The sequence below is a fragment of the Mucilaginibacter sp. HD30 genome (genome assembly GCF_054061755.1).
Genome location: NZ_JBSSEO010000001.1, coordinates 394,771 through 419,822, shown reverse-complemented (window position 1 = coordinate 419,822; position 25,052 = coordinate 394,771). Strand labels below are relative to the sequence as shown.

General features: G+C 42.8%; 24 protein-coding genes. 13 read left to right on the top strand and 11 right to left on the bottom strand.

Going from position 1 to position 25,052, the window contains the following annotated elements; genetic code table 11:
- Positions 1-678: 678 nt before the first annotated feature.
- Entirely contained in the window at positions 679-1,563 is an 885-nt protein-coding gene (gene bla, locus ACVW2L_RS02090; protein WP_457126293.1) for a subclass B3 metallo-beta-lactamase, read from the top strand.
- Between the two features lie 160 nt (positions 1,564-1,723).
- Here the strand turns inward: bla and ACVW2L_RS02085 are convergent, their stop codons facing one another.
- Complete coding sequence (locus ACVW2L_RS02085; RefSeq protein ID WP_457126292.1) at positions 1,724-2,302, bottom strand: hypothetical protein; 579 nt, start codon at positions 2,300-2,302, stop codon at positions 1,724-1,726.
- A 247-nt stretch (positions 2,303-2,549) separates the two neighbouring features.
- Between ACVW2L_RS02085 and ACVW2L_RS02080 the strand changes: the two genes are divergently transcribed.
- Positions 2,550-3,233, top strand: coding sequence for a hypothetical protein (locus tag ACVW2L_RS02080; protein ID WP_457126291.1), 684 nt, complete (start codon positions 2,550-2,552; stop codon positions 3,231-3,233).
- A gap of 340 nt (positions 3,234-3,573) precedes the next feature.
- Here ACVW2L_RS02080 and ACVW2L_RS02075 read toward each other — a convergent pair whose 3' ends face one another.
- The gene (locus ACVW2L_RS02075; RefSeq protein ID WP_457126290.1) at positions 3,574-5,004 is read right to left on the bottom strand and encodes a carboxylesterase/lipase family protein; all 1,431 of its coding nucleotides are present in this window, start codon (positions 5,002-5,004) and stop codon (positions 3,574-3,576) included.
- Positions 5,005-5,385: 381 nt separating this feature from the next.
- Positions 5,386-5,754 carry a hypothetical protein gene (locus tag ACVW2L_RS02070; RefSeq protein WP_457126289.1) on the bottom strand — a complete coding sequence of 123 codons (369 nt, stop codon included), beginning with the start codon at positions 5,752-5,754 and terminating at the stop codon, positions 5,386-5,388.
- A gap of 72 nt (positions 5,755-5,826) precedes the next feature.
- On the opposite strand from ACVW2L_RS02070, the gene ACVW2L_RS02065 reads away from it, so the two are divergent.
- The 3 genes from ACVW2L_RS02065 (at position 5,827) to ACVW2L_RS02055 (ending at position 7,246) form a co-directional block, all read left to right on the top strand.
- Positions 5,827-6,009 (top strand): hypothetical protein, encoded by a 183-nt coding sequence (locus ACVW2L_RS02065; RefSeq protein ID WP_457126288.1) that lies wholly within the window; start codon positions 5,827-5,829, stop codon positions 6,007-6,009.
- Positions 5,981-6,247 (top strand): hypothetical protein, encoded by a 267-nt coding sequence (locus ACVW2L_RS02060; protein ID WP_457126287.1) that lies wholly within the window; start codon positions 5,981-5,983, stop codon positions 6,245-6,247. The genes ACVW2L_RS02065 and ACVW2L_RS02060 overlap by 29 nt, the downstream gene beginning before the upstream one ends.
- 129 nt (positions 6,248-6,376) lie before the next feature.
- On the top strand, positions 6,377-7,246 hold the full coding sequence (locus ACVW2L_RS02055; protein WP_457126286.1) for a DUF4238 domain-containing protein: 870 nt from the start codon (positions 6,377-6,379) through the stop codon (positions 7,244-7,246).
- Positions 7,247-7,457: 211 nt separating this feature from the next.
- On the opposite strand, the gene ACVW2L_RS02050 is transcribed toward ACVW2L_RS02055, so the two are convergent.
- Positions 7,458-8,831 carry a hypothetical protein gene (locus ACVW2L_RS02050; protein ID WP_457126285.1) on the bottom strand — a complete coding sequence of 458 codons (1,374 nt, stop codon included), beginning with the start codon at positions 8,829-8,831 and terminating at the stop codon, positions 7,458-7,460.
- A gap of 582 nt (positions 8,832-9,413) precedes the next feature.
- Positions 9,414-9,863 carry a KTSC domain-containing protein gene (locus ACVW2L_RS02045; RefSeq protein ID WP_457126284.1) on the bottom strand — a complete coding sequence of 150 codons (450 nt, stop codon included), beginning with the start codon at positions 9,861-9,863 and terminating at the stop codon, positions 9,414-9,416.
- Between the two features lie 473 nt (positions 9,864-10,336).
- Here ACVW2L_RS02045 and ACVW2L_RS02040 point away from each other — a divergent pair, with 473 nt between their 5' ends.
- Entirely contained in the window at positions 10,337-11,692 is a 1,356-nt protein-coding gene (locus ACVW2L_RS02040) for a Gfo/Idh/MocA family protein (RefSeq protein ID WP_457126283.1), read from the top strand.
- A gap of 110 nt (positions 11,693-11,802) precedes the next feature.
- Here ACVW2L_RS02040 and lpdA read toward each other — a convergent pair whose 3' ends face one another.
- The 3 genes from lpdA to ACVW2L_RS02025 all read right to left on the bottom strand — a co-directional run bounded on the left by lpdA (position 11,803) and on the right by ACVW2L_RS02025 (position 15,675).
- Positions 11,803-13,206: a dihydrolipoyl dehydrogenase gene (gene lpdA, locus ACVW2L_RS02035; RefSeq protein WP_457130175.1), complete on the bottom strand. Its 1,404-nt coding sequence runs from the start codon at positions 13,204-13,206 to the stop codon at positions 11,803-11,805.
- A 94-nt stretch (positions 13,207-13,300) separates the two neighbouring features.
- The gene (locus tag ACVW2L_RS02030; RefSeq protein ID WP_457126282.1) at positions 13,301-14,488 is read right to left on the bottom strand and encodes an amine oxidase; all 1,188 of its coding nucleotides are present in this window, start codon (positions 14,486-14,488) and stop codon (positions 13,301-13,303) included.
- Entirely contained in the window at positions 14,488-15,675 is a 1,188-nt protein-coding gene (locus ACVW2L_RS02025; RefSeq protein ID WP_457126281.1) for a glycosyltransferase, read from the bottom strand. Before ACVW2L_RS02025 ends, ACVW2L_RS02030 begins: the two co-directional genes overlap by 1 nt.
- 289 nt (positions 15,676-15,964) lie before the next feature.
- On the opposite strand from ACVW2L_RS02025, the gene ACVW2L_RS02020 reads away from it, so the two are divergent.
- From ACVW2L_RS02020 to eno, 7 genes are all read left to right on the top strand, one after another.
- Positions 15,965-17,620, top strand: coding sequence for a M1 family metallopeptidase (locus ACVW2L_RS02020; protein WP_457126280.1), 1,656 nt, complete (start codon positions 15,965-15,967; stop codon positions 17,618-17,620).
- 57 nt (positions 17,621-17,677) lie between these two features.
- Complete coding sequence (locus tag ACVW2L_RS02015) at positions 17,678-17,884, top strand: DUF2945 domain-containing protein (RefSeq protein WP_457126279.1); 207 nt, start codon at positions 17,678-17,680, stop codon at positions 17,882-17,884.
- Between the two features lie 503 nt (positions 17,885-18,387).
- Positions 18,388-19,149, top strand: coding sequence for an ABC transporter ATP-binding protein (locus ACVW2L_RS02010; protein WP_457126278.1), 762 nt, complete (start codon positions 18,388-18,390; stop codon positions 19,147-19,149).
- Positions 19,150-19,231: 82 nt separating this feature from the next.
- The gene (locus tag ACVW2L_RS02005) at positions 19,232-20,335 is read left to right on the top strand and encodes an ABC transporter permease (protein ID WP_457126277.1); all 1,104 of its coding nucleotides are present in this window, start codon (positions 19,232-19,234) and stop codon (positions 20,333-20,335) included.
- 1 nt (position 20,336) lies between these two features.
- On the top strand, positions 20,337-21,077 hold the full coding sequence (locus ACVW2L_RS02000; protein ID WP_457126276.1) for a DUF4262 domain-containing protein: 741 nt from the start codon (positions 20,337-20,339) through the stop codon (positions 21,075-21,077).
- A 98-nt stretch (positions 21,078-21,175) separates the two neighbouring features.
- Positions 21,176-21,904, top strand: a complete 729-nt coding sequence (locus ACVW2L_RS01995; RefSeq protein WP_457126275.1) for a DUF2490 domain-containing protein — start codon at positions 21,176-21,178, stop codon at positions 21,902-21,904.
- 124 nt (positions 21,905-22,028) lie between these two features.
- Positions 22,029-23,327 (top strand): phosphopyruvate hydratase, encoded by a 1,299-nt coding sequence (eno, locus tag ACVW2L_RS01990; RefSeq protein WP_457126274.1) that lies wholly within the window; start codon positions 22,029-22,031, stop codon positions 23,325-23,327.
- A gap of 68 nt (positions 23,328-23,395) precedes the next feature.
- Here eno and ACVW2L_RS01985 read toward each other — a convergent pair whose 3' ends face one another.
- The 3 genes from ACVW2L_RS01985 to ACVW2L_RS01975 all read right to left on the bottom strand — a co-directional run bounded on the left by ACVW2L_RS01985 (position 23,396) and on the right by ACVW2L_RS01975 (position 24,966).
- Entirely contained in the window at positions 23,396-23,671 is a 276-nt protein-coding gene (locus ACVW2L_RS01985; RefSeq protein ID WP_457126273.1) for a hypothetical protein, read from the bottom strand.
- Positions 23,672-23,692: 21 nt separating this feature from the next.
- Positions 23,693-24,346, bottom strand: a complete 654-nt coding sequence (locus tag ACVW2L_RS01980) for a hypothetical protein (protein ID WP_457126272.1) — start codon at positions 24,344-24,346, stop codon at positions 23,693-23,695.
- Between the two features lie 242 nt (positions 24,347-24,588).
- A complete protein-coding gene (locus ACVW2L_RS01975; protein ID WP_457126271.1) occupies positions 24,589-24,966 on the bottom strand; it encodes a GreA/GreB family elongation factor in 378 nt (125 codons plus the stop codon).
- Positions 24,967-25,052 lie beyond the last annotated feature (86 nt).

Below are 25,052 nucleotides of genomic sequence, written 5' to 3'. Positions count from 1 at the left end.
GCGACGGCCTGGGCACATGTTGTTTGATACAGATGTTGGTAATTCGCTGCATTTAATCCGGGCGTTCCCTCGCGCTTAGCTTTCCCCGCTAGGGCCGCGGAGGCCTTCTTCTTTTTTCTTGATAAAAAAGAAGCAAAAAATCAAGTCAGTAGAAATGCTTCTTTGCCGCACATGGCCTTTGCCCTGCAAAATGCAATGCGCCGCGGCTACGTCCCGTTGCGGCGGACTAAATCATCGCTTTGTTAACCTGTAACCGCAACGTTCCTGACGCCTTTGCCAAACGCACATGCCACCAACGCATTGCATTTTCACCCGAAGCTTATCTGCTGAGATAAGCTTTGCTGCTAAACCAAAGTGTTGTTCATTACAAAGGCCAAAGCATTCCATACTCCCGGTCGCGCACCCTGACAGCCCTTTGCGCTTCTTTTTTATTGATTAATCCCATTTGTCATTGCGAGCGATAGCGTTGAAAACTATACACGTTAGGTAGCTGGTGTTGTCACGAGTACTCAGCCCGCTTGTCCTGCGCTGCATACTCGCGCCTGTGTGGGGGTGGTGAGCCGAAATTATTAATTGCTGATAAGTTTATATTTATGAGTTCTTTCGGAAGCTCCCGGGGGGCTTTTTTATTCAGATGTGGTTAGATAAATCATACCTTTAATAACAATTATAACCAACATGCCTAATTTTAAAATCACGGTTAAGATAGCCATAGTGGCTGTTAACTTTTTGTTTGTCAATTCATTTGTTAAGGCCCAAACGCTGGTGACCCCGCCCTTTAAGCCGGCCTACTGGTCTTACCCCTACCAGCCATTCCGTATTGCGGGTAATCTATATTATGTAGGTACTTATGACTTGGCTTGCTATCTAATTACTACACCGCAGGGAAATATTTTGATAAATACAGGCGTGGCACCCGTAACTGAAATGATACGTGACCATATTGAACAATTAGGTTTTAAGTTTAGTGATATCAAGATATTGTTAGCCACCCATGCCCATTGGGATCATGTTGCAGGTATGGCTGATATTAAAAAAGAGACAAATGCCAAAATTTGGATAAACGAACATGATGCCCCTGTATTGGCTGATGGTGGTGCATCCGACTATGTTTTTGGTAGTAAGGGGCCTACTTTTAAAGCAGTTAAAGCGGATAGAATATTACATGAGCACGATACCATAAAATTGGGTGGCATGAAAATAGTTGCTTTGCATACTCCTGGGCATACCCTGGGTGCTAACAGCTTTTTGTTTGATGTAAAGGATGATAAGCGCACTTACCGGGTTTTTATAGCCAATATGCCTACCGTGTATGATGATGCCAATTTACATGGAATGGCTACTTATCCTGATATTGATAAAGACTATAAGTACACTTTTGATCTGTTAAAAAAGCAACAGTTTGATCTGTTCCTGTCTTCGCATGCGGAACAGTTTAAAATGCACGAAAAGCATAAGCCGGGTGATCCCTATAACCCTGATGTATTTATTGACCGTACAGGCTATGATGATGTTATAGCGAATTTTGAAAGGTTATATCAACAGAAATTTGGACAAAGATGAAAAACGAAATTGGAACTAAAGAAAATCCCATAGTTGCCGCGTGTGACAAAATTAGTTAGTGTTCGTTCGGTAAGGGAATGCGACAGTTTGCAACAACCGAACACCATACAAACCTTAAGCGTGACCCTTGCGGGAGCGAGGGCATGGAAAAAACTTAATACTAATCGGTTTTATAAAACACGCTCTTCCAGGAACGCTCCTCACCTACTACGCCAGATTTCGCATTCGTCTGAACAGAAATAGACCTTCCATCATTGCTCAACTTCCAAACCTCTGTTACATTAGTTAACTCTTGCTTCTGCGTATTTTTGCCAAAATATTCTGGAGGCCCTATCATCAGGCTTACAATAGTGTTAATAGTAATAGTCTGGCCATCAGCAGACAACTTTGCGATAAACTTTTTTCCTCTTCTCGGGCCACGAATAATTTCGCTTGCTTTACCGTTAAAGGCCAACTTCTCCCGACTTTTAGCCCCCGCGTTGCCCGATGACAGGTTGGGTACTTCTATGGTTAGAAAATTTTGCTGCTGCGCTATTTTCATGGTATTAAATTCCATACGATCAGCCTCGTCATATAAGCAAACAATATTTCCGCCCATACTTATCGACTCCTTGGCTTTCCATTCGCCCGAAAAGTTAGCGCGTTGGGTACTTTTTTTTTGCTGAGCCTGTACGGCAAAATAAATACCGCCGGTTAGTACTACAATCAGGCTGTACAAAACAATTCTTTTGTTTTTCATATGGTATCAAAATTGATTTAGCGAATCTACCTTGATAATTTCCGACGCGGCTAATTTGGATTGTAAATTAAAATGTAAATTTTGTAAATAATGTGCAGAGAGCTGCCCTAATGGTGCGGTGACAACACCGACCATGGGCTGAATCTATCAACTATATTACATTTCAGGAGCAAGGAGATAGGCTTAGTTTCAACTAAGATTTATATCTTCGATAAGCTGATTATAATTCTACTTTAAAATTTAATTCATGAACAAGAAAAAAAACTTTCAACCCATCGCCTTAGCGATAGGACTCTTTTTTAACAGTGCAGTTCTTATGGCCCAGACGCCCCAGCCTGCCCAGACTTCGTCCCCGGCCCAGTCTTCGCCCCAAACTGCCCAGACTTATCCCGAGCCGTTTGACCGCGAAGGCGCAACCAAATTGTTTGAGAACGATCGTGTTAAAGTTTGGGACGTTTCTTGGTTGCAAAAGGCCTATCCCACACACAAACATCTATACGACTATGCCGGCGTTTATTACACCAACGGCGACCGGGTCGTAGTGTCTCCGCAAGGCCAGCGTTCGCCAACCCACAGCACCGCTTGGGATCATTTCTTTTACCGCAGGGACGTAACGCACAGTGAAGAAGGGGTGGGCACGGATGTGCTGCGGGCAGTGTTTCTTGAGCTTAAGGAACCCGCGGCGTTGGGCGGCGCAACCACCGCTTCCACAGGGCTCGGCAAGCAGGTGCGCGAAAGCAACCGCCTGATCATTTGGGAGGACATTGCCGCGCAGGGCGCTCAACCATCGGCGCACCAGCATGAAAAGGATGCTGTGGTCGTGTCCTTTACAGGCCAGAAACCAAAGATCACGTTCGTTAAGCGTGGCACCGCGGACCAAGGGAAGGAAACCGCCGGAGCGGACCGGACGTATACTTTCGAGTTGAAGTAAAGACCTCACTATCCGTAGAGTTCCGCAGGGCTCTACGGATTCCCAGATAAAATAGAGTCCCCATAGCTGGCGCACGCGTGCCGCGTGTGACAAATTGGTTAGTGTTAGTTTGGTAAGGTAATGAAACAGTTTGCTACAAGCGAACACCTCATTAACCACAAGCGGGACGCTTGCGTGAGCGGAGTAAATGCTTGAATATATTAAATCAACAATACGGGAGATGTAATTGTCGGTTTTAATAAATAGAAATGCCGCATTCAATTATAAATGCGGCATTTCTATTAAGAGACTAAGTCTTAAAAGAGAAGTTTCTACCGTGTTTGCGGCATATTTTTATCTTCTATTTAGGTCGTTGCCCTCCCTTATACGCTGGAGTCGCAGTCATGCTAAATACTGCCTTGTCCTTATCTGCATCCAACAACAAAAATTGCGGGTTTTGAGCGGTATAAGGTTTCCAGGTACTTCCCAGTTTACCATTAGGGTTGCCTGACTTAGCAAAATTGGTCCAGAAGTCAACCATTGTCTTACTTAATTCTTCGTCGCCGGCTGTAGACGGGCGCCAGCTGTGGCGTAGCGAGTGGAAAATGTACCATAGGTCGGCAGAGTGGAAAGCGCCACTTGCATCGCCCGGAAGCTGACGCTGAAACATATAAGCAAATGTTGGCTTTGTGCTCTGGCCTGCACGCAATGCAGCGAAATCGCTGATTGGCTTGGTCATGTCACTTAGATCATTAGATGTAAAACCAATCATATATGGGATATCTGGTATCTCTCTGGCCATTGCAGCTTCTGAAAAAGTTTTCTTTAAGAAGTAGTTGTCAATAACAGGGCTCCAAGCCAAACGCATTTTGGTAGCTTCAGTGTATTTTTGAGACATTTGAAGCAGTTCGTCGAAAGATAGGGATCTCATTTCGGCTAGCGTTTTCTTATCGAAGTGATCCATCATTCTTTTGTTTTGTAATTGCGCAGTGTCTAAAGAAAGTCCTGGCCTGCCATTTGTATTAAGTCCGCCACCGCTCATGCTAATGGCTTTACTTATCATGCTTTTAGAGACAGGAGAAGCACATAAAGATTGTACGCTACCGGCACCGGCGCTCTGTCCGAAAATGGTGATATTTTTAGGATCACCACCAAATTGTTCAATGTTTTTGTACACCCATTTCACGGCTGCTGCCTGATCCATCAAGCCATAATTGCCTGATACTTTGTTCGGGCTTTCAGCCGACAAAAGCGGGTGAGAGAAAAAGCCCATCACTCCAAGACGGTAAGTAACAGATACCAGAATTACGCCGCGAGAAGCCCAATCTTCACCTCCGTCCATTTCAGGTTCGAAAGCAAATCCTTCGCGGTAGCCGCCACCATGAATCCACACAGCAACCGGAAGTTTTTTAGTTTTTTGGCCAGCTGCTGGTGTCCATACATTCAGATAAAGGCAATCTTCTTTAAACGGAACACTGCCGCTGGCACGCCATTCTTTACCATAAAAACTGTTCGGATCCCAGGTAACCTGCATAGCTGCTGCTCCGTATTTGTCAGCTGTTTTTACGCCTTTCCAGGGCAATACAGGCTGAGGTGCGCTCCAACGCAGGTTGCCTACAGGCGGAGCTGCAAACGGAATTCCTTTGTAGGCAATAATTCCTTTAGTGGGGGTCGGAACTCCTTTAATTTGTCCTCCCTCAACGGTAAGTACCGGATTGGTGTCTTTTCCACTCCAGGAGGCAAAAAACACTGCAACAGCCAGGAATAGAAACGGGATAAATAATTTCTTCATACGAGTAATTGGTTTTTTGGGTGGTTAGTTAAAAGTGATTTGATTTATAAAGCAATAAAATGCAATTTAATCAGAAAAACTGATTAAGCAAGTTGTTTTAAGGGGTATCAACCCCCTGCTCCCGCAAGCGTCCCGCTTGTGGCCACCCGGTGTTCGTTCGGTAAGGGAATGAGATAGTTTGCAACAAACGAACAGGGTTAGTTGATTAGTGAATGGTGATTGGTGATTAGGTTTACCCCTCTCCGAGCATCATTGCGAGGAACGAAGCAATCCCCGAGCGATAGGAATAGGAGGCTGTTTGTCACGAGTGCTCAGCCCGATTGGCCTGCGCTGCATACTCGCGCCAGAGTGGGAGACACTTTGCGACAACCCAACACCTCATTAATAATGATAATGCTTGCGCTCGGCGGGGCAAAGGCTTGATGCTTTAGGAATTCTTTTAACGTAAAGGTCTGTACCTAATACTGAGTTGAAAAAGAAGTCGACAGCGGCCTTAAAATTGTCAATGTCTGCTTCGGTATTCATTAAATTGGTAACGGTGTCCGTCACTTCAAAAAAGTACCTGCATTTGGGTATAAAACCGCCCTGCTCAATGTATAAGGTGGCCTCAATAACAGGTGTGTCGCCGGGTAAAGTGGTGGTGGCGGCATCTAATACACGCAGTTTTAAATTGGCTTCCACGTGTGTTATAATCGTTATTCCTTGTTCTGTAGCTACTTTAAACTTTTCCATATCCTTATACTTTACCATACAAAAATTGCTAAAAATGTTAGCAATTACAAGGCTTATTCTTTTAATTTGTGAGATAAAAAAGAATGGCTTATGGCAGATGCAAACAAGCACAATGTAAATTATGAACAGCTTTTAACCGAAGCGCTTGATCTGCTGGGCGATGTACAGCAACGCTTAGGCATGTTTGAAAGACAGGACTACTGGAAGATTAAGCTAAAGGCCGATAGCCTGAAGCAGAAAGTCGATGAGGGAGAAACTAATGCCACCGCGTAAGTTTAGAAAAGTGTACCTGATTTGCCAGGACAATAAAATATTTGGCGACCTGAATTTTGCCATGGTTAACATGTACCGCGAACGCAGATACGCAGAAAGCGTTTGCAAAAGGCAAATTGAGATAGAAAAAGGCGAACTAACCAAAATGTATAATAAGGACCTTAAGCTAAGCACCCGCAGCGTACACGCCTTTTACCTGGTACACGAAAGCTATTTTGATGAGCATAAAGATAAGTAATGTACGTTCAGTAAGGGTATGCGACAGTTTGCAACAACCGAACACTTTATTAACCACAAGCGGGACGCTTGCGGGAGCGATGGGAAACTTCAGCTTTACTGGCAATACGGATTTTCGTACCTTTCCTTAATGGACCAGCATCTGATTTCCCAAGTTTATCTAAAGCAGTTCGGTTACCAAGACAAAAATGCGCAATGGCGCGTCGCAGTATTGGAGAAGTCGAAGTTTCACCTGATGTCGAAGAACAACAAGCGTTGGATTGCACATAAAAGCGTGGGCTCCTTGTTAGCAAGAAACGACTTTTTTGATTTTGATGGTCCCAAAGGTGATCCCTTTGTTCGAATTATTGAATCAGCAAATTCTGAAGTAGAAACGCGACTGCCGGAACTGTATCAGGAGCTTGCAGCAAGGGGACCTTTGTCGAACAAGGGCGAATCGATCCTAGCACATTTTGCGTCCAATCTTTTTGTCCGCACCTCTTATTTCGATGCTTGGCTAGCTGACATTATTAGCGTCGGTGGTTTCCAACGGCTGCTTGATGAATGTTTATGGTATCATGCTGATGCGGACCAGGTTATGTTCAAAAAGATGATGAATCACCCCGATTTTGAAAGCAGGAAGAATCAGACGAATATGCTACGTTTTTTGTTCTGGGACTATTTTCTGCATAGACTAGGCAATTTCCAGTATTATATCCTTGAGCCCTATCCGGGTAAATTTTGGATCACTTGCGACAATCCGGTCGTCGTACTCAACCACGTAAATGAATTCTCTGTGATAGCCTTTGAAACGGAAATTGTCTTTCCGATAAATAGTCAGAAACTTGTGCTATTCAAGATGGAACGGTCAAATAAAATATCCAGGATCTTCGAGGGCGCGGTATTCAAGGGTACAACGGTCGCTAGCAGTGAACTCACAGAAGAAATAACTCACATCATTTCAGGAACGGCGGAAGACATGGTGATAATACCGCATATGCAGGATCATCGAGAGTTTTAAATCTGATCCCCGACTAGCGCCAGTACGCAGCGTAGGTCTGCGGTTTGCATACTCGTACCCTACTTGCTTAGTAGCTTAAGGCTATAATGTTCGTTCGGTAAGAAAACGCAACAGTTTACAACAACCGAACACTTCATTAACCACAAGCGGGACGCTTGCGGGAGCGGGGGTTGCGCTGTATAGTAGCGCGCCAGGGAAGGCTTACTACTGATCAATATCTTGCTGCTGGTTTGACTTTTATCGTTAGACGACGCTCCGCTCCTACCTCGGCTTCGACAAAGTCAGCGGATGATCCGGGCGATGTTGGATTAATAGTTATAGAATCTCCAAAAAAAGGTTTCAAAATTAGCTCGTAAGAGACGTAATCGTTGGTAAAATAATCACTACGATAAGTGCCATATGCAATATAACCGTTTGTTAATTGCTTTAACCCTCCAGTAACTGGGTCAGTATAGTTCAGATAGCGAACTATAGCATTTTTCTCGCCTTGCTCCCTCCTTCTAAAATGTGGTAAGATCCAAACTGTTCGCTGTGTTGCACTAAAGTAGGGCCTTATTATTGTCTTGTTTGAATTTATCAATCTTGGAGCATCGTGCCACCATCCTACTTCTTTCATTCGGTTATATTCTGCTGTAGAAATACCTGATGATGCTTTAGTGCCGCCATCATAAAATTCTGTTGTTGCAGAATCTATTTCAGCACCGTCCGGAACGCTAGCCTCTATCATTGTTTCGGTATCCGCTACAGTCATTTTTTGGCTCAATACGCCAATTTCGACCTTATTACTCAGTCTATAAGTATTATCTATTTCCTTTAAAATATATTTGAATGGATACCTAGGATGTAAAAGGATTGTGCTGGAAAAACTTACGATAGTTTTTGATTCCCGCTTACTTGTAATAGTAAATTTAATCCTCCTTGCCTCAGTATCACTAAAATGACCCGTTAGATCAGTCGCGGGTATCTGGATATATGCACTTGATGTGCTTGCACGAGTATGTAGGGGATATTCTTTGTCTCCAACAACAACTTTATGTTGATTTACTGAATTAACAAATGCATTTCCTGTAAACGTAATTTCATATACGCCGTCATTTTTAAAAGATTGGGTAATGCCATCAATCATATAGATTTCAAATTGATTTTTAACCGTAGGCAATGAGTTAACAATGTTTTGCAAATTGGCCGATGAAGTAGCCAGGAATTGCTCAAAGTTTACCGTAGACTTGTCTACAGTCTTGGCCAATATACCATCCAGTTGCTTTAATGTAGCTTGACGTTCCTCGCTCAACTTATCCAGAGTTTTAATGCCTTGGTTTTCAACAAAATTTTTCATTCCATCTAACATTAAGCCGACATCCTTCATTCGAGCTTCCAAAATAAAGTCTTGTCGGTCTATAGCGTGATCCATTAATTGTCTCATACGAAGCGACATTCTGTCTATTGCATTAGAAGCAGTTTCATCTGCCTTGTCGAAAACTGATTTATAAGTATAGCTCTGACCTTGGGCAATGGATAGGTTGATTACTACCAAAACACAGAAGACAGTAAGTTTCTGAAAAACATTCATAATTGTGATAATCATTTAGTACTTATAAATATAGAAAAATTCACGTAAAAAGCGACCAACTGTATATAATTTCTTTTTTAGGTAAGTATACACGGGGTTAACGAACTCCTATGCTGACGTGTGTATGTAGCGCAAGGCAATCGGTTGAGTACTCGTGACTAACATCAACATCCTCCACAGCCTATCGTGTAGAGATTGCTTCGTATCCCCCCAATAACGCTTTATTATTTTTGCTTCGTCACAGAACATCCCAAAAACGCGCGAGAACGTGCGAGTTTTGATCAAGTTTATTACAAAAACAATTGATTTTTCCGCGTTAGGGATAGCAGCGGATACCGGCCTTTTTTAGTTGGCAGTAGCAGATGGCAGTGTGCAGTTGCATTTTGCCAACTAAAAAAAGAGCCTAAGGCCTGCAGGCGTATGAGCGGATAGCCCGGCCATTGTTAGTTGATTAGAGATTGGTTGATTAGTGATTAGGCTTAGTTGAGGGTAACCTATGGCCGCACCCCTGCCAACTGCCGCAATCATAAGCAACAACTCACATCTCAAATCTCAAATCTCAAATCTCAAATCTCAAATCTCAAATCTCAAATCCCCCTACGCCGTAGCCACCAGCTTGCTAACGCTGCGGTACAGGTAGTTGTTAAAGATATGCCTGCGCGCAAAGCGCCCCGGCGAATCGGAATTGATGAGCTTTACATAGATGGCCTTGGGCACATCAAAATATTCGTACTCGCTGCCATCAACAAACGATACTTTTAGCACCTGCGAGCGGTACTCAAAATCGAGCATGTTTGATGTTGTGGTAGTAAGGTTGTATTCGGTAAGCGTTTGTGCGTGTGTTTCGGGGGCAATGCTTACTAAAAAATGGTAAGCTTCAATAATCTGTTTACTTTTCTCTTCAGCTTCCAGCTTGGCCTCTGCACTTTCCTGAAACTTATCCGGGTGCCATGTCTTCATCAATGATCGGTAGGATGTTTTCAGTTCCTGTAGTTCGGCCGCGCCGGTTACACCTAATAGCTTACGGTGGTCAACAATTTTTTTCATGCTTTTTTATTATTGCATTATTGCGTGTAAATGCAACAATTTCGCAAAGGTACGGTATCTTACGTTAAGGTGCGAGGATTAGTTGGCGGTTGGTAGTAGGCAGTTTGCAGCAGCAGTGGGCGTTAGGTTTTTGTCCCAAACGTGGGACAAAAATAGTAAGATCAGCAGCCATACTGAATATCAACACATTAACCTAATTTCACAGCTAATTTTCCTGACGAATAAGTAGTCTCACTTTGTCCCACATTGTCTCAGCTTAAAACTGCAAACTGGTAACTGCCAATAGCTTACTAAAAAAGAGTATCCCGCGGTGTCTCCAACTGGCTCGCAAACGTGTGAGACGAAACACGCGGCATTACTTGCAGAATTGTGGCTAAAGTTTGTACTTTTAAATGGCCGGCGAGCCGCTGCACCCTAATGCAGCAAAGCCGGTTATAACCAATTTAAACGTAACCAACTAAATAGCATAAGCAATGGAAGAATCGCGTCGTAAATTCATTAAACAGGCGTCGTTGGCGGCCGGTGGGTTGCTGGTAAGCAAGCAAAGCTGGAGTGCCAAGAGTTATAAACGCATTATAGGCGCTAACGAGCGGGTGCGTATTGGCGTGGTGGGCTACTCAGACAGGCACCGCAGTTCGCACCTGCCCTGCTTTATGAACCACTATAAAGAGCTTAACTTTGAGGTAGTTGCGGTATCAGACATATGGAACAAACGCCGGGAGCAAGGCGCCGCCACCTGGAAAGAACGCATGCAAAACGACGTTAAAGCCTACCGCAATAACGAGGAGATGTACGCCAGCAAAACGGTGGATGCGGTGTTTATCAGCACGGCAGATTTCCAGCACGCCCTGCACACCGTAGAGGCCGTAAAAGCCGGCTGCGATGTGTATGTAGAGAAGCCCTTCGCCGAGACGATGTCTGACAACAAGGCGGCGCTTAAGGCTGTTAAGGAGAGCGGCAAGATAGTGCAGATAGGTTCGCAGCGCCGCAGCGGCGCTAACTACCACGCTGCCAATGAGTTTATACGCTCGGGTCAGTTTGGCCCCATCACCATGGTTGAGCTAACCTGGAACGTTAACCAGCCCGGCCGCTGGCGCCGCCCCGACCTGCTGGGCCAGATAAAAGAAAGCGACACCGACTGGAAGCGTTTCCTGATGAACCGCCCCTACGAGGCGTTTGATCCGCGTAAGTATCTGGAGTTCCGGTTGTTTTGGCCGTACTCGTCGGGTTTGCCGGGTCAGTGGATGGCGCACCAGATTGATACGGTGCACTGGTTTACGGGTCTTAGCCATCCACGCAGCGTTACCGCCAACGGGGGAATCTATGCCTGGAAGGATGGTCGTCGCAATTGGGATACGCTCTCGGCCGCGTTTGATTACGGTCCGTTGGATGATATGAGCAATGGTTTCCAGGTGAGCTTTATGTCGCGCCAGCACAACGGTGATGATAAGCCGGCCGAGATCTACTACTCTACCGGCGGCGAGTTGAATTTGATCACCAATAAGATCTCGCCAACGGGCGGCCTTACACAGCGCAACGCCTCGGCTATGGGCATGAAAGCTAACCTGCTGCCCGAGATCAGTTTGAAGAATACCGAAGCGGTGGTATCGTCTGCCAATACCGGGGCCGATGTGCTAACCTCTAACCACATACGCAACTGGATGGAATGTGTGCGCAGCCGCAAGCAGCCTAACGCGCCTGTTGAAGCAGGCTATAGCCACTCCATAGCCAACATAATGACCAGCGCTGCCGTTCATACCGGCTACAAAGCCACGTTTGACGAGAAAGCGCAGGAAGTTATGGCTAATGGTAAGGTGTTTAAGTATTAGGGAATATCGGATTTCGATTTTTAGTACCGAATGAACAAACGGTTCAAAAGAGGTGATAAAAAAGGCTCACGATTAAATCGTGAGCCTTTTACTATTCATAAATCCTAAATCTAAATATGTATCGGCCTGTTAGCTGTAGCTGCTAAACAAGCTTCGCGCATGGCTTCGGTGTAGGTTGGGTGTGCGTGGCTCATGCGGGTAACGTCCTCTGCGCTCGCACGGAACTCCATGGCGCATACGGCCTCCGCAATCATATCGGCAGTACGCGGACCAATCATGTGAACGCCTAAAATCTCGTCAGTAGCTTCATCAGCTAACACTTTTACAAAGCCGTCCATATCGCCGCTGGCTACTGCCCTTCCGCTTGCGCGGAATGGAAACGAACCTGACTTATATTTAATGCCCGCCGCTTTTAACTGCTCTTCGGTTTGACCAACAGCTGCAACCTCCGGCCAGGTGTAAACAACGCCCGGTATCAGGTTATAGTTGATGTGCGGTTTTTGGCCTGCAATGGTTTCGGCAACATAGGTGCCTTCATCCTCTGCTTTGTGGGCCAGCATTGCACCGCGCACCACATCGCCTATGGCGTAAACACCCTTTACGCTGGTTTCCATATGGTCGTTAACAGTGATTTTGCGACCGCGTTCTTCAACGGTGATGCCTATTTTATCTAAGCCAAGGCTATCTGTATAAGCTACACGGCCTACGGCTACCAGACAGTAATCGCCTTTCAGCTCTTTCTTTTCGCCTTGCGGAGAATCAAAAGTTACGGTAACCTCTTTACCTTTAACAGTAGCACCGGTTACTTTATGACCAAGGTAAAACTCCATACCTTGTTTTGCCAATACCTTTTGCAGCTCTTTACCCAGTGCTTTATCCATAGTTGGGATAATGCCATCCATAAACTCAATTACAGATACTTTGGCACCTAAACGGGCATATACAGAACCTAACTCCAAGCCTATAACCCCGCCACCTATTAGCACCAGATGTTTAGGTACTTCAGTAAGCGTTAAAGCTTCGGTTGATGTAATGATGCGTCTTTTATCTATCTGGATAAATGGCAGGCTTGACGGTTTTGAACCGGTAGCGATAATTACATTTTTGCCCGTTATCTCTTTTGTACTGCCATCGGCAGCAGTAATAATTACTGTGTTTTTATCTTTAAACGACCCCATACCCTGGTAGCCATCTATTTTGTTCTTTTTAAAAAGGAAACTAATGCCGGCAGTGTTTTTTTGCACAACTTCGGTTTTGCGCTTCATCATCTGGGCGATATCAACCTTAAGGTCTTTAAGGTTAATGCCATGGCTTTGAAAAGTGTGGCCCGCATTGTAAAAATGCTCCGAAGAATCTAACAAAGCTTTTGATGGTATACAACCAACATTTAAACAGGTACCGCCATAGGTAGCGTATTTTTCAATACAGGCAGTTTTTAAACCCAGCTGGGCGCAGCGTATGGCAGCCACATAGCCACCCGGCCCCGAGCCGATCACGATAACATCATATTGCATAATTATTGTTTTGGTGCCCAAAGTTAAGTTTTTTAACAAATTAGCGAACAGCGAAATAGAGATTAGTTACCGGGAAAACAAAGTTTTACATTTTTTACCGTAAGATGTTACAAAAGGATTGTGTCTGTTGACGTAAAACATTATTGATAATGCCTTGACACCTTTTCAGCGATTGTGCGTACGGTTCATCAAGTATGCGCAAGTTCAATGTATTGTCAGGCAATTGCTGATCCCACAAACCACTATGGTGCCAGTACTTCAAATTGTCCCAATCCGGGCGGTCAATTATAGGATATAAACATATACCCCAAAACGGAATGCCGCTTTTCAGTACTTTTAAAGTCTCTCCGGTTATAAATTCTATCCAATTTGCCCTATGTTCTCCGGGATGACTGGTTTCACTTAAAACGATAGGCTTATTATATCGTGCGTGGGCATCAGCAATCAAATCCGATAAGGGTCTCCAACGCGGATCGTTGCTTTCATTTAGCCACGGCAGAAACTCTTCAAAGCCCAGCACCCATTGGTTATTGTAATAAAAATTGAAACCCAGCACGTCTACCAGATCGGACGAGCCACCTAATTCGGGGCATATTGTGCCCATTAGCATATCTAATGTTTGATATTGCTCCTCATTTACCCTATGTGCTTGCAGAACTTCCTCTTGCGAAGCGTTTAATGGCGGCACAATATTTACAATTGGTTCGGTAGTTAATATTCTTATTTGCGGGCTTATGGCTTTCATGGCGCGAATGCCTTGGATATAAGCTCTCATCAAAGCGTACTTAACATTCCAACCGTTGTTTTTGCAATATGGTGTGGTGTTTCCTACTTCTCCACTCAGCCAGGACAGAAAACTTACTTCATTTATGGGCGTAACTATTAACTCCCGTCCTGGACGTTGAGCCGTATAAAACTTAGCAAAGGCGACGCAAAGTGACACAAAACGTGGGGTAAAGAGTGGATGTAACGGATGAAGATCATCCGGAAACCCGAAGTGACAAATATCCCATATTTGTTGAATGTTAGCGGTTTCACCTGCTTTTAGCATAGACTTCACTACAGTAAAATCATACTCGTAAGGACGTTTCTCTACCTGGCTCCAACAAATTCCTTCCCTTACTGTAATTATGTTAACGCTGTGTAGCCGCTCATAATCCTCGGCCACGTTGTCAAGATGCCCTGTTATCGCTAACATATCCACCCGGTTGCCTTCGGCATTTAGATGGTCGGCACATTCAAAGCCAGCCATCCAGAACGACTTTAGTATATTTTGAAGCATTAAACTATTCTTGCAATCCGGGTTTGTGTTTTTTGTATCATAGTATCTTTAATAACAGTAAGCATTTTACTGCAAGTTTTATCCCAGGAATTAAGGTTTAAAAACCGGTCTACCTGGTTTAGCCATGCTTTTTTTTGTTCAGAAGACAGCGCACAATAATATTCGGCTGCCTTAATAAACTCTGCTGCGTTGGCACCTATTTGCACCAGATTGTTACCGGCATAAGGGTTTATAACATCTTTTATGGCAGTAGATATAACAGGGAGGCCCGCTGCTAAATATTCCGGCGTTTTTGTGGGACTGATATAGCGGGTGGATTCATTTAATAAAAAAGGTATAAGCGCAATGTCCCACCCGGCCATGTATTGAGGTAGATCCTGGTAACTTTTAGGTCCTAAATAACTGATATTATTGTTGTGTGGTAGGGTTCGCTCATCGATCTTAACCACCGGACCTATGACCTGAATTTCCCAGTCAGGGCGTGCGGCAGCTATTTCTTTTATAAGATTTGTATCAAAGCGTTCATCAACAACGCCATAAAAACCCAGCGTAACGCTCGCTACACCTGACTTTTTAGTAGTACCGGCAATCTGTCTTACGCGGTTAAAATGTTTTTTATCAATGCTACTGGGAAAAGGGTATATATTGGCATGCTGATGTTTCTTAGCTTCGTACAAAGAACGGCCTCCTGTAAAAACAATGTCGCTTATTCTTAGCAGTTCCTGTTCTAAAGTTTTTAAATGAACAGGCGCAAATTTGAAAGCCGACAACTCGTCCATGCAGTCGTAAACCACTAATGCAGGGTTAAACTTACCGCTAAATTCCAGCGCCATAGGAGTATAATACCAAAACGCATAGTTTAGCAGATCTTTGTTTGCCATGTATTCATTAAATAACACTTTCAATGCATCATTTTTATCCTTTGGCGAAAGTTGATCAGAAACATGAGGCGTAATAATGACAATGCCTTCGCGCCGTTTAAAAGAATAATAAGGCTTCTTATCCGCACCGGTCAAAGGTTCTTCAACAAAAGTTATGTTAAAATCATTAGCCAATCTTGTTAATAAATGTTGTGGCCGCTGGTAAACAAAATCCCATCGTAGGTGAGAAAAGACTATAAGATTTTCAGGCAATCCGTGTTTATTAAGAGCCTCTTTAATTGATTTAGTAGGATGTATTATTTTCATGTTGGTATATTGCTGTAATACAACAAAATACGCTCCATATTTTTAATACTTGTTTTAATGTTGGCTTGATATACAGCCAAACCATTTTAAATAGCGTATTTACAGCGCGCTATTGCGTATTATACACGTACTTCCTGCGCAAATTACTTCCCTAATTGTAGGTGCAAAAGTTCAGCAGCGTATTCATATAATAATATCTTAGAGTATTGATTACTTATCATTCAATCTAAGCGCGCAAATTGATATAGTTGCCACTTAATATTATATTTGAGTCCGTTAACTGCAAATTATGAAACTTACCCGTATCCTCCTGATCTTTTTAGGGCTTGTGCCCTTTTGTACCCAAGCGCAACTGCTTAAAGCGAAGCCGAAATTTACGCGTGCCGACACATTACGTGGCATGCTTACCCCGCTCCGCACCTGCTATGATATCAATTATTATCACCTTGATGTTAAATTTGATATAGCCAACAAGTTCATCAGCGGCAATAACCAATTTAAATTTACAGCGACACAGAATTTTACTAAACTGCAGTTTGACCTGTTCAGCAACCTGAAAGTTGAAAAGGTAGTTTACAAAGGCGCCAATCTTCCTTTTAAACGCGAGTTTAACGCGGTTTTTGTAACCTTCCCTAGGGCCATTGTTAAAGGCACCAAAGGCGAGTTTACGGTGTATTATTCAGGCAATCCCGTAGTAGCAAAAAAGGCACCATGGGATGGTGGCGTGGTTTACAAAACCGACTCATTAGGCAATCCTTTTGTTGCAACGGCCTGCCAGGGGCTTGGAGCCAGCGTTTGGTGGCCCAATAAAGATCATCAGGCTGATGAAGTAGATAGCATGCTTATCAGCATAAGTGTGCCCACAGGTTTAGCAGAGGTTTCAAACGGTCGCCTGCGTAAAACAACGGATCTGAACAACGGCTATACACGTTTCGATTGGTTTGTTGGTAATCCTATTAACAACTATGGCGTTGCGGTAAACATAGCAAAGTATGTACACATAAATGATACTTACGCAGGCGAAAAAGGCAACCTTGATCTTAATTATTGGGTATTGAGTTACAACGCCGATAAAGCAAGGAAACACTTTGAAGCCAATGTAAAACCAATGCTAAAATCATTTGAATATTGGTTTGGCCCTTATCCGTGGTATGAAGATGGGTATAAACTGGTAGAGACACCATTTTTAGGCATGGAACACCAAAGCGCGGTTGCTTATGGTAATGCATATGGTAATGGTTATTTGGGGCAAGACCTTTCTGGCACAGGCTGGGGTTTAAAGTGGGATTATATTGTTGTGCACGAAAGCGGGCACGAATGGTTTGGCAATAACATTACATCTAAAGATATTGCCGATATGTGGATACACGAAGGCTTTACAGATTATTCCGAATCCTTGTTTATTGACACTCATTATGGCAAACAGGCCGGGCAGGAGTATAATTTTGGCCTCCGTAAAGGTATTGATAACGATGGGCCAATTGTAGGACCTTACGATGTTAACAAAGAAGGATCGGGCGATATGTACCCTAAAGGGTCGGTACTTTTGAATACGATACGTACTATTATTAATGACGACGCTAAATGGCGCGATATACTGAGAGGGCTTAATAAAACTTTTGGCCGTAAAACGGTTACTTACGACGATATAACAGGTTACATATCGAAAGAGGCAGGTATAAATTTAGCGCCTGTTTTTGATCAATATCTGCATTATAAAACCTTACCTGTATTTAATATAGAAGTTGTTAGGGGTCGCTTATATTACCGCTGGATAGCAGAAGCGCCAGGTTTTACCATGCCTGTTAAAATACGTATAAAAGGTGGCGAGTATAAATTTGTTACCCCCACCAATGTGTTAAGGCCACTGGAATTTCCGGGCCTTACCAAGGACAATGTGGAAATTGATACGCTCAATTATTATGTAGGTACCCTTATTGAGTAATTGGCAGCAAGTTTGCTTTACAGAAATGGCTCCGACTTATACGGGGCCATTTCTGTTATGAAAAAAGGAGATAAAGTTACCTGGAAATGGGGCAAAGGATCTGCCGAAGGCGAGATAGTAAAAAAGCACGACGAACCTGTTGAAAAAACAATAAAGGGAGCGCATGTAAAACGCAATGCCAGTAAGGAAGACCCGGCGTATGAGGTTAAACAAGATGATGGCGGTAAAGTGCTGAAATCAGAAAGTGAATTGCGGAAAGCATAAAGCTCTAATTTTTTAAAGCCAGGGTTTAAAATCAGGAGTATTTGAAATATTCCAAAAGTCTTTTTGTCATTCTGAGCGATAGCGAAGAATCTTATCCGCTTTACAAGCCGAGCGCTGGGTGTAGTATTATTTATAAGATTCTTCGCTATCGCTCAGAATGACAAATCCATCTTTCGAAGAATCTATATTTAAAATCCATCGCCAAACCATACCCCTACCTTCGCCGCTTTCGCCGCGCATTTACCGACAATTAGCTTGCGTTTACCTAAAAACTGTGTGTAATTATGCTGATTTGAGCCAATTTTGGTGTATAATCAATCGCATAGCAATGGAAAAGTTTTTAACTGCATCGTTACTCTTTATAGCTGCCAAATTTATTGCACATGTTGCTTTGGCAATTCAACTGATAGGTCATCTGGTTAAATAATACGCAAACAGGCAAAAAAATGCAATTAACCTAAATTATTATTGCTTTGTAGGTTTTTCTGCAGCACCTTTACATTATGGCAAAACAACCCATTATCACGGTAAAAAATCTGGTAAAAAATTATGGCGATTTTAAGGCTGTAAATGATATAAGCTTTGAAGTTTATGAGGGTGAGATCTTTGGTTTACTTGGCCCTAACGGTGCCGGTAAAACCACCACGCTTGAAATAATTGAAAGCCTGCGCGAAAAAACATCAGGCAGCGTTACTGTGGATGGGTTCGATATTGACAGCCAGTCCGGCGAAATAAAGAAACGCATAGGCGTACAACTGCAAGCCGCGGGATATTATCCTAACCTTAACTTATCAGAATTGATAGCGTTGTTTTGCGGTTTATATGGTGTTGATAAAACCCCTGCCGAAATGCTGGCTAAGGTAGCACTTGAAGATAAAGCCAAATCAAAATACAAAGAACTTTCTGGCGGGCAAAAGCAACGCTTTTCTATAGCTACCACGCTTATTAACGACCCACGCATTGTATTTTTAGATGAACCTACTACGGGGCTTGATCCGCAGGCTCGGCGTAATCTGTGGGATTTGATACGAGAGATACGCGACAATGGAACAACTGTAGTTATAACCACGCATTATATGGACGAAGCTGAAGTGCTTTGCGACCGTGTGGCTTTTGTTGATGGTGGCCGTATTATAGGCATTGACACCCCCGACCAGTTTATTGATAACCTTGTGGCTACCGGCTTTGAACGCCCTAAACAGGTCAAAGCCGCTAACCTGGAAGATGTATTTATTAACATGACCGGGAAGGAATGGCGCGGGTAGTTTGATTTCGAATTTTGGATGTTCAATTTTGAGCTTTCTGCCTTGCTGCCTGTTACAACAACTTACTAATGACTATTGACCAATGACCAACAACAACAAACCATACAACAATGTTCGCGCCACGCTGGCTATAGCGAAGGCCGCTTTCAGATCAATCATGCGCAGCCCTTCGGCTGTAGTTTTTAGTCTGGCGTTTCCGCTGATATTTATTTTGGTGTTTGGTTTTATCGGGGGCGGTGGGCTTTCTGTTGATGTGGGGTTGGCTAAAGGCAGCGATACATCCAATTATATATACACAGCGTTGAAAGGCAGCGGGGTTATCAGGATGAATGATAAGCTCCCGACTGATGAGATGGATAAAAGCCTTCAAAAAGGAAGCATTGATGCGATCATCAACATAAGAAAGAATCAGTCTGCGCCTCCGTTTACCATCGACGTGCAATACACCCATGCATCGCTGGAAAAAGGAAACATCCTGAAATCCATTCTGAATAATATCATATACCAGGCAAACACTCGCGGTGGACAGATGCCTCCCCCGGTTGCTGAGTTAAAAGAAACAACCGTACATGGCCGCGAGTATAAAACCATTGATTTTATTTTGCCTGGCCAGTTAGGCTTTTCGTTGTTAAGCACGGGCGTGTTTGGTACCGCGTTTGTGTTTTTAAGTCTGCGTATAACCTTGGTTATTAAACGCTTTTTTGCCACCCCTGTACAACGCTATAGTATTGTTTTAGGCGAAGCTATTGCCCGTATTTCCTTTGCGTTAATTGGTGCCCTGTTTATTATATTGATAGGTCACTTCGCATTTGGTTTTACACTGATACATGGCGTGGTCACAGTAATAAATATGCTGCTGCTCTCTACCCTTGGGGTTATAGTTTTTATGGGCTTCGGCTTTGTGGTATCTGGCATAGCCAAAAACGAAAGTTCCGTGCCGCCAATTGCTAACATTATTACACTACCGCAGTTCCTGCTTTCGGGCACCTTCTTTTCTATTAATGTTTTTCCATCATGGTTGCAGCCTATAAGCCGTGCTTTACCCCTCACTTATTTAAATGATGCTCTGCGTAAAGTAGCCTTTGAAGGTGCCGGGTTATTTGATGTCACTCACCAGATCTTGATCCTGTTGATTTGGGGTGTGGTAATCTATGCTGTCGCAGTGAAGCTGTTTAAGTGGGAATAATATGTCAGTAAGCTGTTCACATACTGAAGACCGTGACGTCATTGAAAAAAACATACAAGATTTTGGTTGTCATTTAGTATTGATAGAACCCGATAACTATTTGCCGGGATTTGTCTATTCCATAGGGTTATTTGAACGCTTTAATCACCCCGAAATCATTTGCTTCGGCCTCAACATAAATGTTACGGCGAGTATTATTAATGATGCATGTGCCCAGATCAAAGAGGGAACTATCTTTACAACCAACGAAAAATACGCGCACTTTTTGCAAAATTATGATATACAATTTTTAGATGTAAACGCTTCTTTTTACCCTAATTATTTAGGTTATGGAGGTTGGTATTACGGCACTTTTGACTTTCCTGCATTGCAATTAGTATGGCCCGATAAACAACATAAATTCCCGTGGCATGAAGGTTTTAACTCTGATTGGAAATTTAAACAACCACTGTTAGATCGTGATTCTGACTTTAAATTTTACGAAGAACGTAATGTCGCTGTATTTACTACTGAGCAGGCGTTCGACGGCGATGCAATTTTATATGTTTATCACAATGAAGATGGCGATTGGCAATTCCATACTAGTCTGAATCCGAACTTAGATGATAGTAAGGTGGTTAGCCTCGAACAAATTACCCAAATAGACCCGTCTATTAATGAAATTTACTACTTGCAATATGGTTGGCATGCTTGGCGTGAAAACAAAGCGGCGAAGTGGCAATATGGAGAAGATACCGACTAATAGCTTGTTAACACAAATTTAACATTGGAGAACACAAACTTAATGTTGAGGTAATATTAACAAAATACATTTGCCATCAGAATTTACACAAAATTAACATGGCAAACTTTAAGGCGCAGTTATTCGCTCTGCTCTCCCTACTTTCTGTTATTTCTTTTTCGGCTACGGCTCAAAACAATAAAACAGGCGTTTTTGGCATAACCACCATAACAATGCCGGGCGATAGCGTTACCCGCTGGGGTGGTTATATAGAATTACAAACGCGCTCTAATAAGTTTTTTAACCAGTTTTTTTATTACGAAACCAAGGGCGGCATAAGCTATGACATAGCTAACAATTACACAGCACTTTTGGGAGCCGGCCGTTATGTTACCGATGAAAATGATCTGGGTTTAACGCCTAATACTGAATTTAGAATGTGGGAACAAATGACTGTTAACAGCTTTTTGGATAGGGTTAAATTTGAGCACCGCTACCGTGCCGAGCAGCGCTGGGTTAACGGTATTTATCGCAATCGGTTCCGCTATCGTTTAAGCATGGTAATTCCGCTTAATAATAAAAAAGTTGTGCCCGGCACTTTCTTCATTGGCATGTTTGATGAGGTTTTCTTCAATAATAAAGCGCCGCATTTTGAGCGTAACCGCTTCTCGGCTGGGCTTGGTTATCAGTTTGATAAGTCGCTTAGCTTACAGTTAGGCTGGCTCAATCAGTATAACTATAACCTTACCACAGCAGGCGCTAAAAACAACCTGGCCATTAATATCAACTACCGCATACACCGCGATCACAAAAAATCGAAAGAACAAATACCAACATCGGCGGACTAAGCTTTCGTATTAAGCCATTGTTAATATTTAAAGTTTTTAGGCTTATTTATTGAAGATTTGTATCTTTGAATAATCAAAGTGTACACTTTACACTTTGAGTTTATAAATTAATCCTAAATAGAAAATGAGTTTAATAATTGATGTTCACGCCCGCCAGATACTTGATTCTCGCGGTAATCCTACTATTGAAGTTGATGTGTTAACCGAAAACGGCTTTGTTGGTCGTGCTGCTGTGCCATCAGGCGCATCAACGGGAGCACACGAGGCAGTTGAACTTCGTGATGGCGATAAGTCAAAATACCTGGGTAAAGGTGTTTTAAAAGCGGTTGCCAACGTAAATGATATTATAGCAAAAGAACTGCAAGGTGTTGACGTTTTTGATCAGAACAGCATCGACAAAATAATGATTGATCTTGACGGGACACATAATAAAGGCAACTTAGGGGCGAATGCCATTTTAGGTGTATCATTAGCTGCTGCTAAAGCTGCTGCGCAAGAAAGTCGCCAGCCTTTATACCGCTACATTGGTGGTGTAAACGCTAACACGCTGCCTATCCCAATGATGAACATTGTTAACGGTGGCTCACACTCTGATGCGCCTATCGCGTTTCAGGAGTTTATGATCATGCCGGTTGGCGCACCTTCTTTCTCTGAAGCTTTGCGCTGGGGTGCTGAAGTGTTCCATACATTAAAGAAAATATTACATGACCGCGGCCTTTCAACAGCAGTTGGTGACGAAGGTGGCTTTGCTCCCACTTTTAGCGGTACCGAAGATGGCGTTGAAACCATTTTACAGGCTATTGAAAAAGCAGGATACAAAGCTGGTGAAGAAATTTGCCTTGCGTTTGATTGTGCTGCCTCAGAATTTTATGTAAACGGTAAATACGATTACACCAAGTTTGAAGGTGAAAAAGGCGCTATCCGCACCAGCGAAGAACAGGCGGAGTACCTTGCCGAATTAACCCGTAAATATCCTGTTATTTCTATTGAAGACGGTATGGCTGAGGATGATTGGGCCGGATGGAAAATATTAACCGACAAAATTGGCGATAAAGTACAATTGGTTGGTGATGATTTGTTTGTTACTAACGTGGTACGTTTACAACAAGGTATTGATAGCGCTACTGCAAACTCTATTCTGGTAAAAGTTAATCAGATAGGTTCATTAACCGAGACCATCAACGCGGTATCATTAGCGCAAACCAGCAGTTATACCTCAGTAATGAGCCACCGCTCTGGCGAGACTGAAGACGCTACCATCGCTGATTTAGCTGTTGCATTAAACTGCGGCCAGATCAAAACCGGTTCGGCTTCACGTTCAGACAGGATAGCTAAATACAATCAATTATTGCGTATTGAAGAAGAATTGGGCGAGAACGCTAAATTCATCGGCAAAAACTTTAAATACGCTTATAAGAAATAAGCTTTTGAGGTAAAAGGCGAAAGCTAAAAGGTTAAAGGCTCTCCGGATTGGAGGGCCTTTTTTGTGCCTTATATTTTATGCGTTAATTTTAAAAAACACATAACTAACAGCATTATCGTACCAATGGTCATAATATATTTCCCTTGTTTACGATCACTCTCGCTGTGTGCTAAAACTACTTCGCCGTTAGGTAAGGTCTTTCTGTAGCCCGCTAAATACTGCCCAATAAAAACGCCTATCAGTCCGCCAAGCAAGGCAAATATATAACCCACTATAATAACATTCTTTTGTGAGCCTTGCGGTTTTTCCAGTTCTTGAATTCTTTCTTGTTGAATGTTCTCCATTTTCGATGTTGATTTTTTTTACTAAAAACTACCCATAAATTTAAGAAACAATCCCAATGCAAAACATGCAGTAGCTATATAAAATATATTGCGTCCGTGCTTACGATCATTTTCGCTATAAATGAACACCATTTCGCCATTGGGCAAAGTCTTTTTGTGCGCGTATAAATGTCGCCCAATAAAAACACCAATTATGCCTCCCATCAGGGCAAATACATATCCTAAAACTATCCAAAAAGTTGGCGAAGGCCCAGGTAGTCTTAATTCTTCAATTCTATCCTTGTGTATCTGTTTAATTTTCCTGTCACTTACATCCTCGCCGCGATTGTTTAAAATTTTTCGTGCCAGCATTACATCAAAGGCACTCCACTCATCAGCTTTAGTTAAAACAGCGAACAGCTCTTCGTCAGTAAAGGCAAAAAGGTAGTGATCGCTATTTACCTTTTCAATATCTCCAAGTACGCTTTGTTGTAATAAATCATTTATCTTTTCAAAATCATCATCGTAGGCCATAATTGCATACAGCAAAGGCGCACTTGTCATGGTAGCGATGTCAATTTTAGGGGCAAATGTTTTAAGCTCGTATTGTATTTTGTTTTGCTTAAGCGTATTAGCGATGTCTTCTGCCAGGGCCAGGTCATCAAATGTTCTGAAAGTAATCAATTCTTTCTTCATTGATATTTACCTGCTAAAGCGTCCTGTTGCTTAAGTTTAACAGCCACCGCATGGTCCTTAATATGGCAATGTCGGCAGTATATTGATAAAATAGTTGAGCAAAGGTGGTTAGAGAGCCACGTTTGGTAAAGGCAATACTAAAAATTGATGTCATTATTGTGATACCGCTTATCTTGCTTAAAATACTGCAATAAAATCGGCATTACAAAAGGCCTTGCAGTATTTTTTCACAAATAACTGGGTCAGCTAACAGATACAATCTCAAACTGGTGTATACCGTCCGCCATTTCCCACTCCGTTTTGTGCCCGTTACCGTAGCCCAATAAAGCTATTGATAGAGGATCCGTAACCGGTATTTTATTCAGGCTGTTTCCGGATTCCTGGCTTTCATCAACAATATGTACCCTATAAGTTTGGCGCTTGCCAATGTCCCGTACCAGTACTTTTGATCCCGGGCGAACGATATTGAGCGGCAAAGCATCATCTTTAACTATGCTTGCATCATTTAACTCATCATATAGCTTGCGTTTGTTAAAAACAGAAAGTCCTTTTGAAAAATAGTATTTCATTAACAATTTAAAATTGTTGATGGTTAGGGTCAGTTGAAATCGTTTCCTCATAGTGGTAAATGGAGATGATATTGTTGTGATATGCTATGGGGCAAAGCATCCCTGCAACGTTGTTATTCTTCCAATCAAAACGCAGT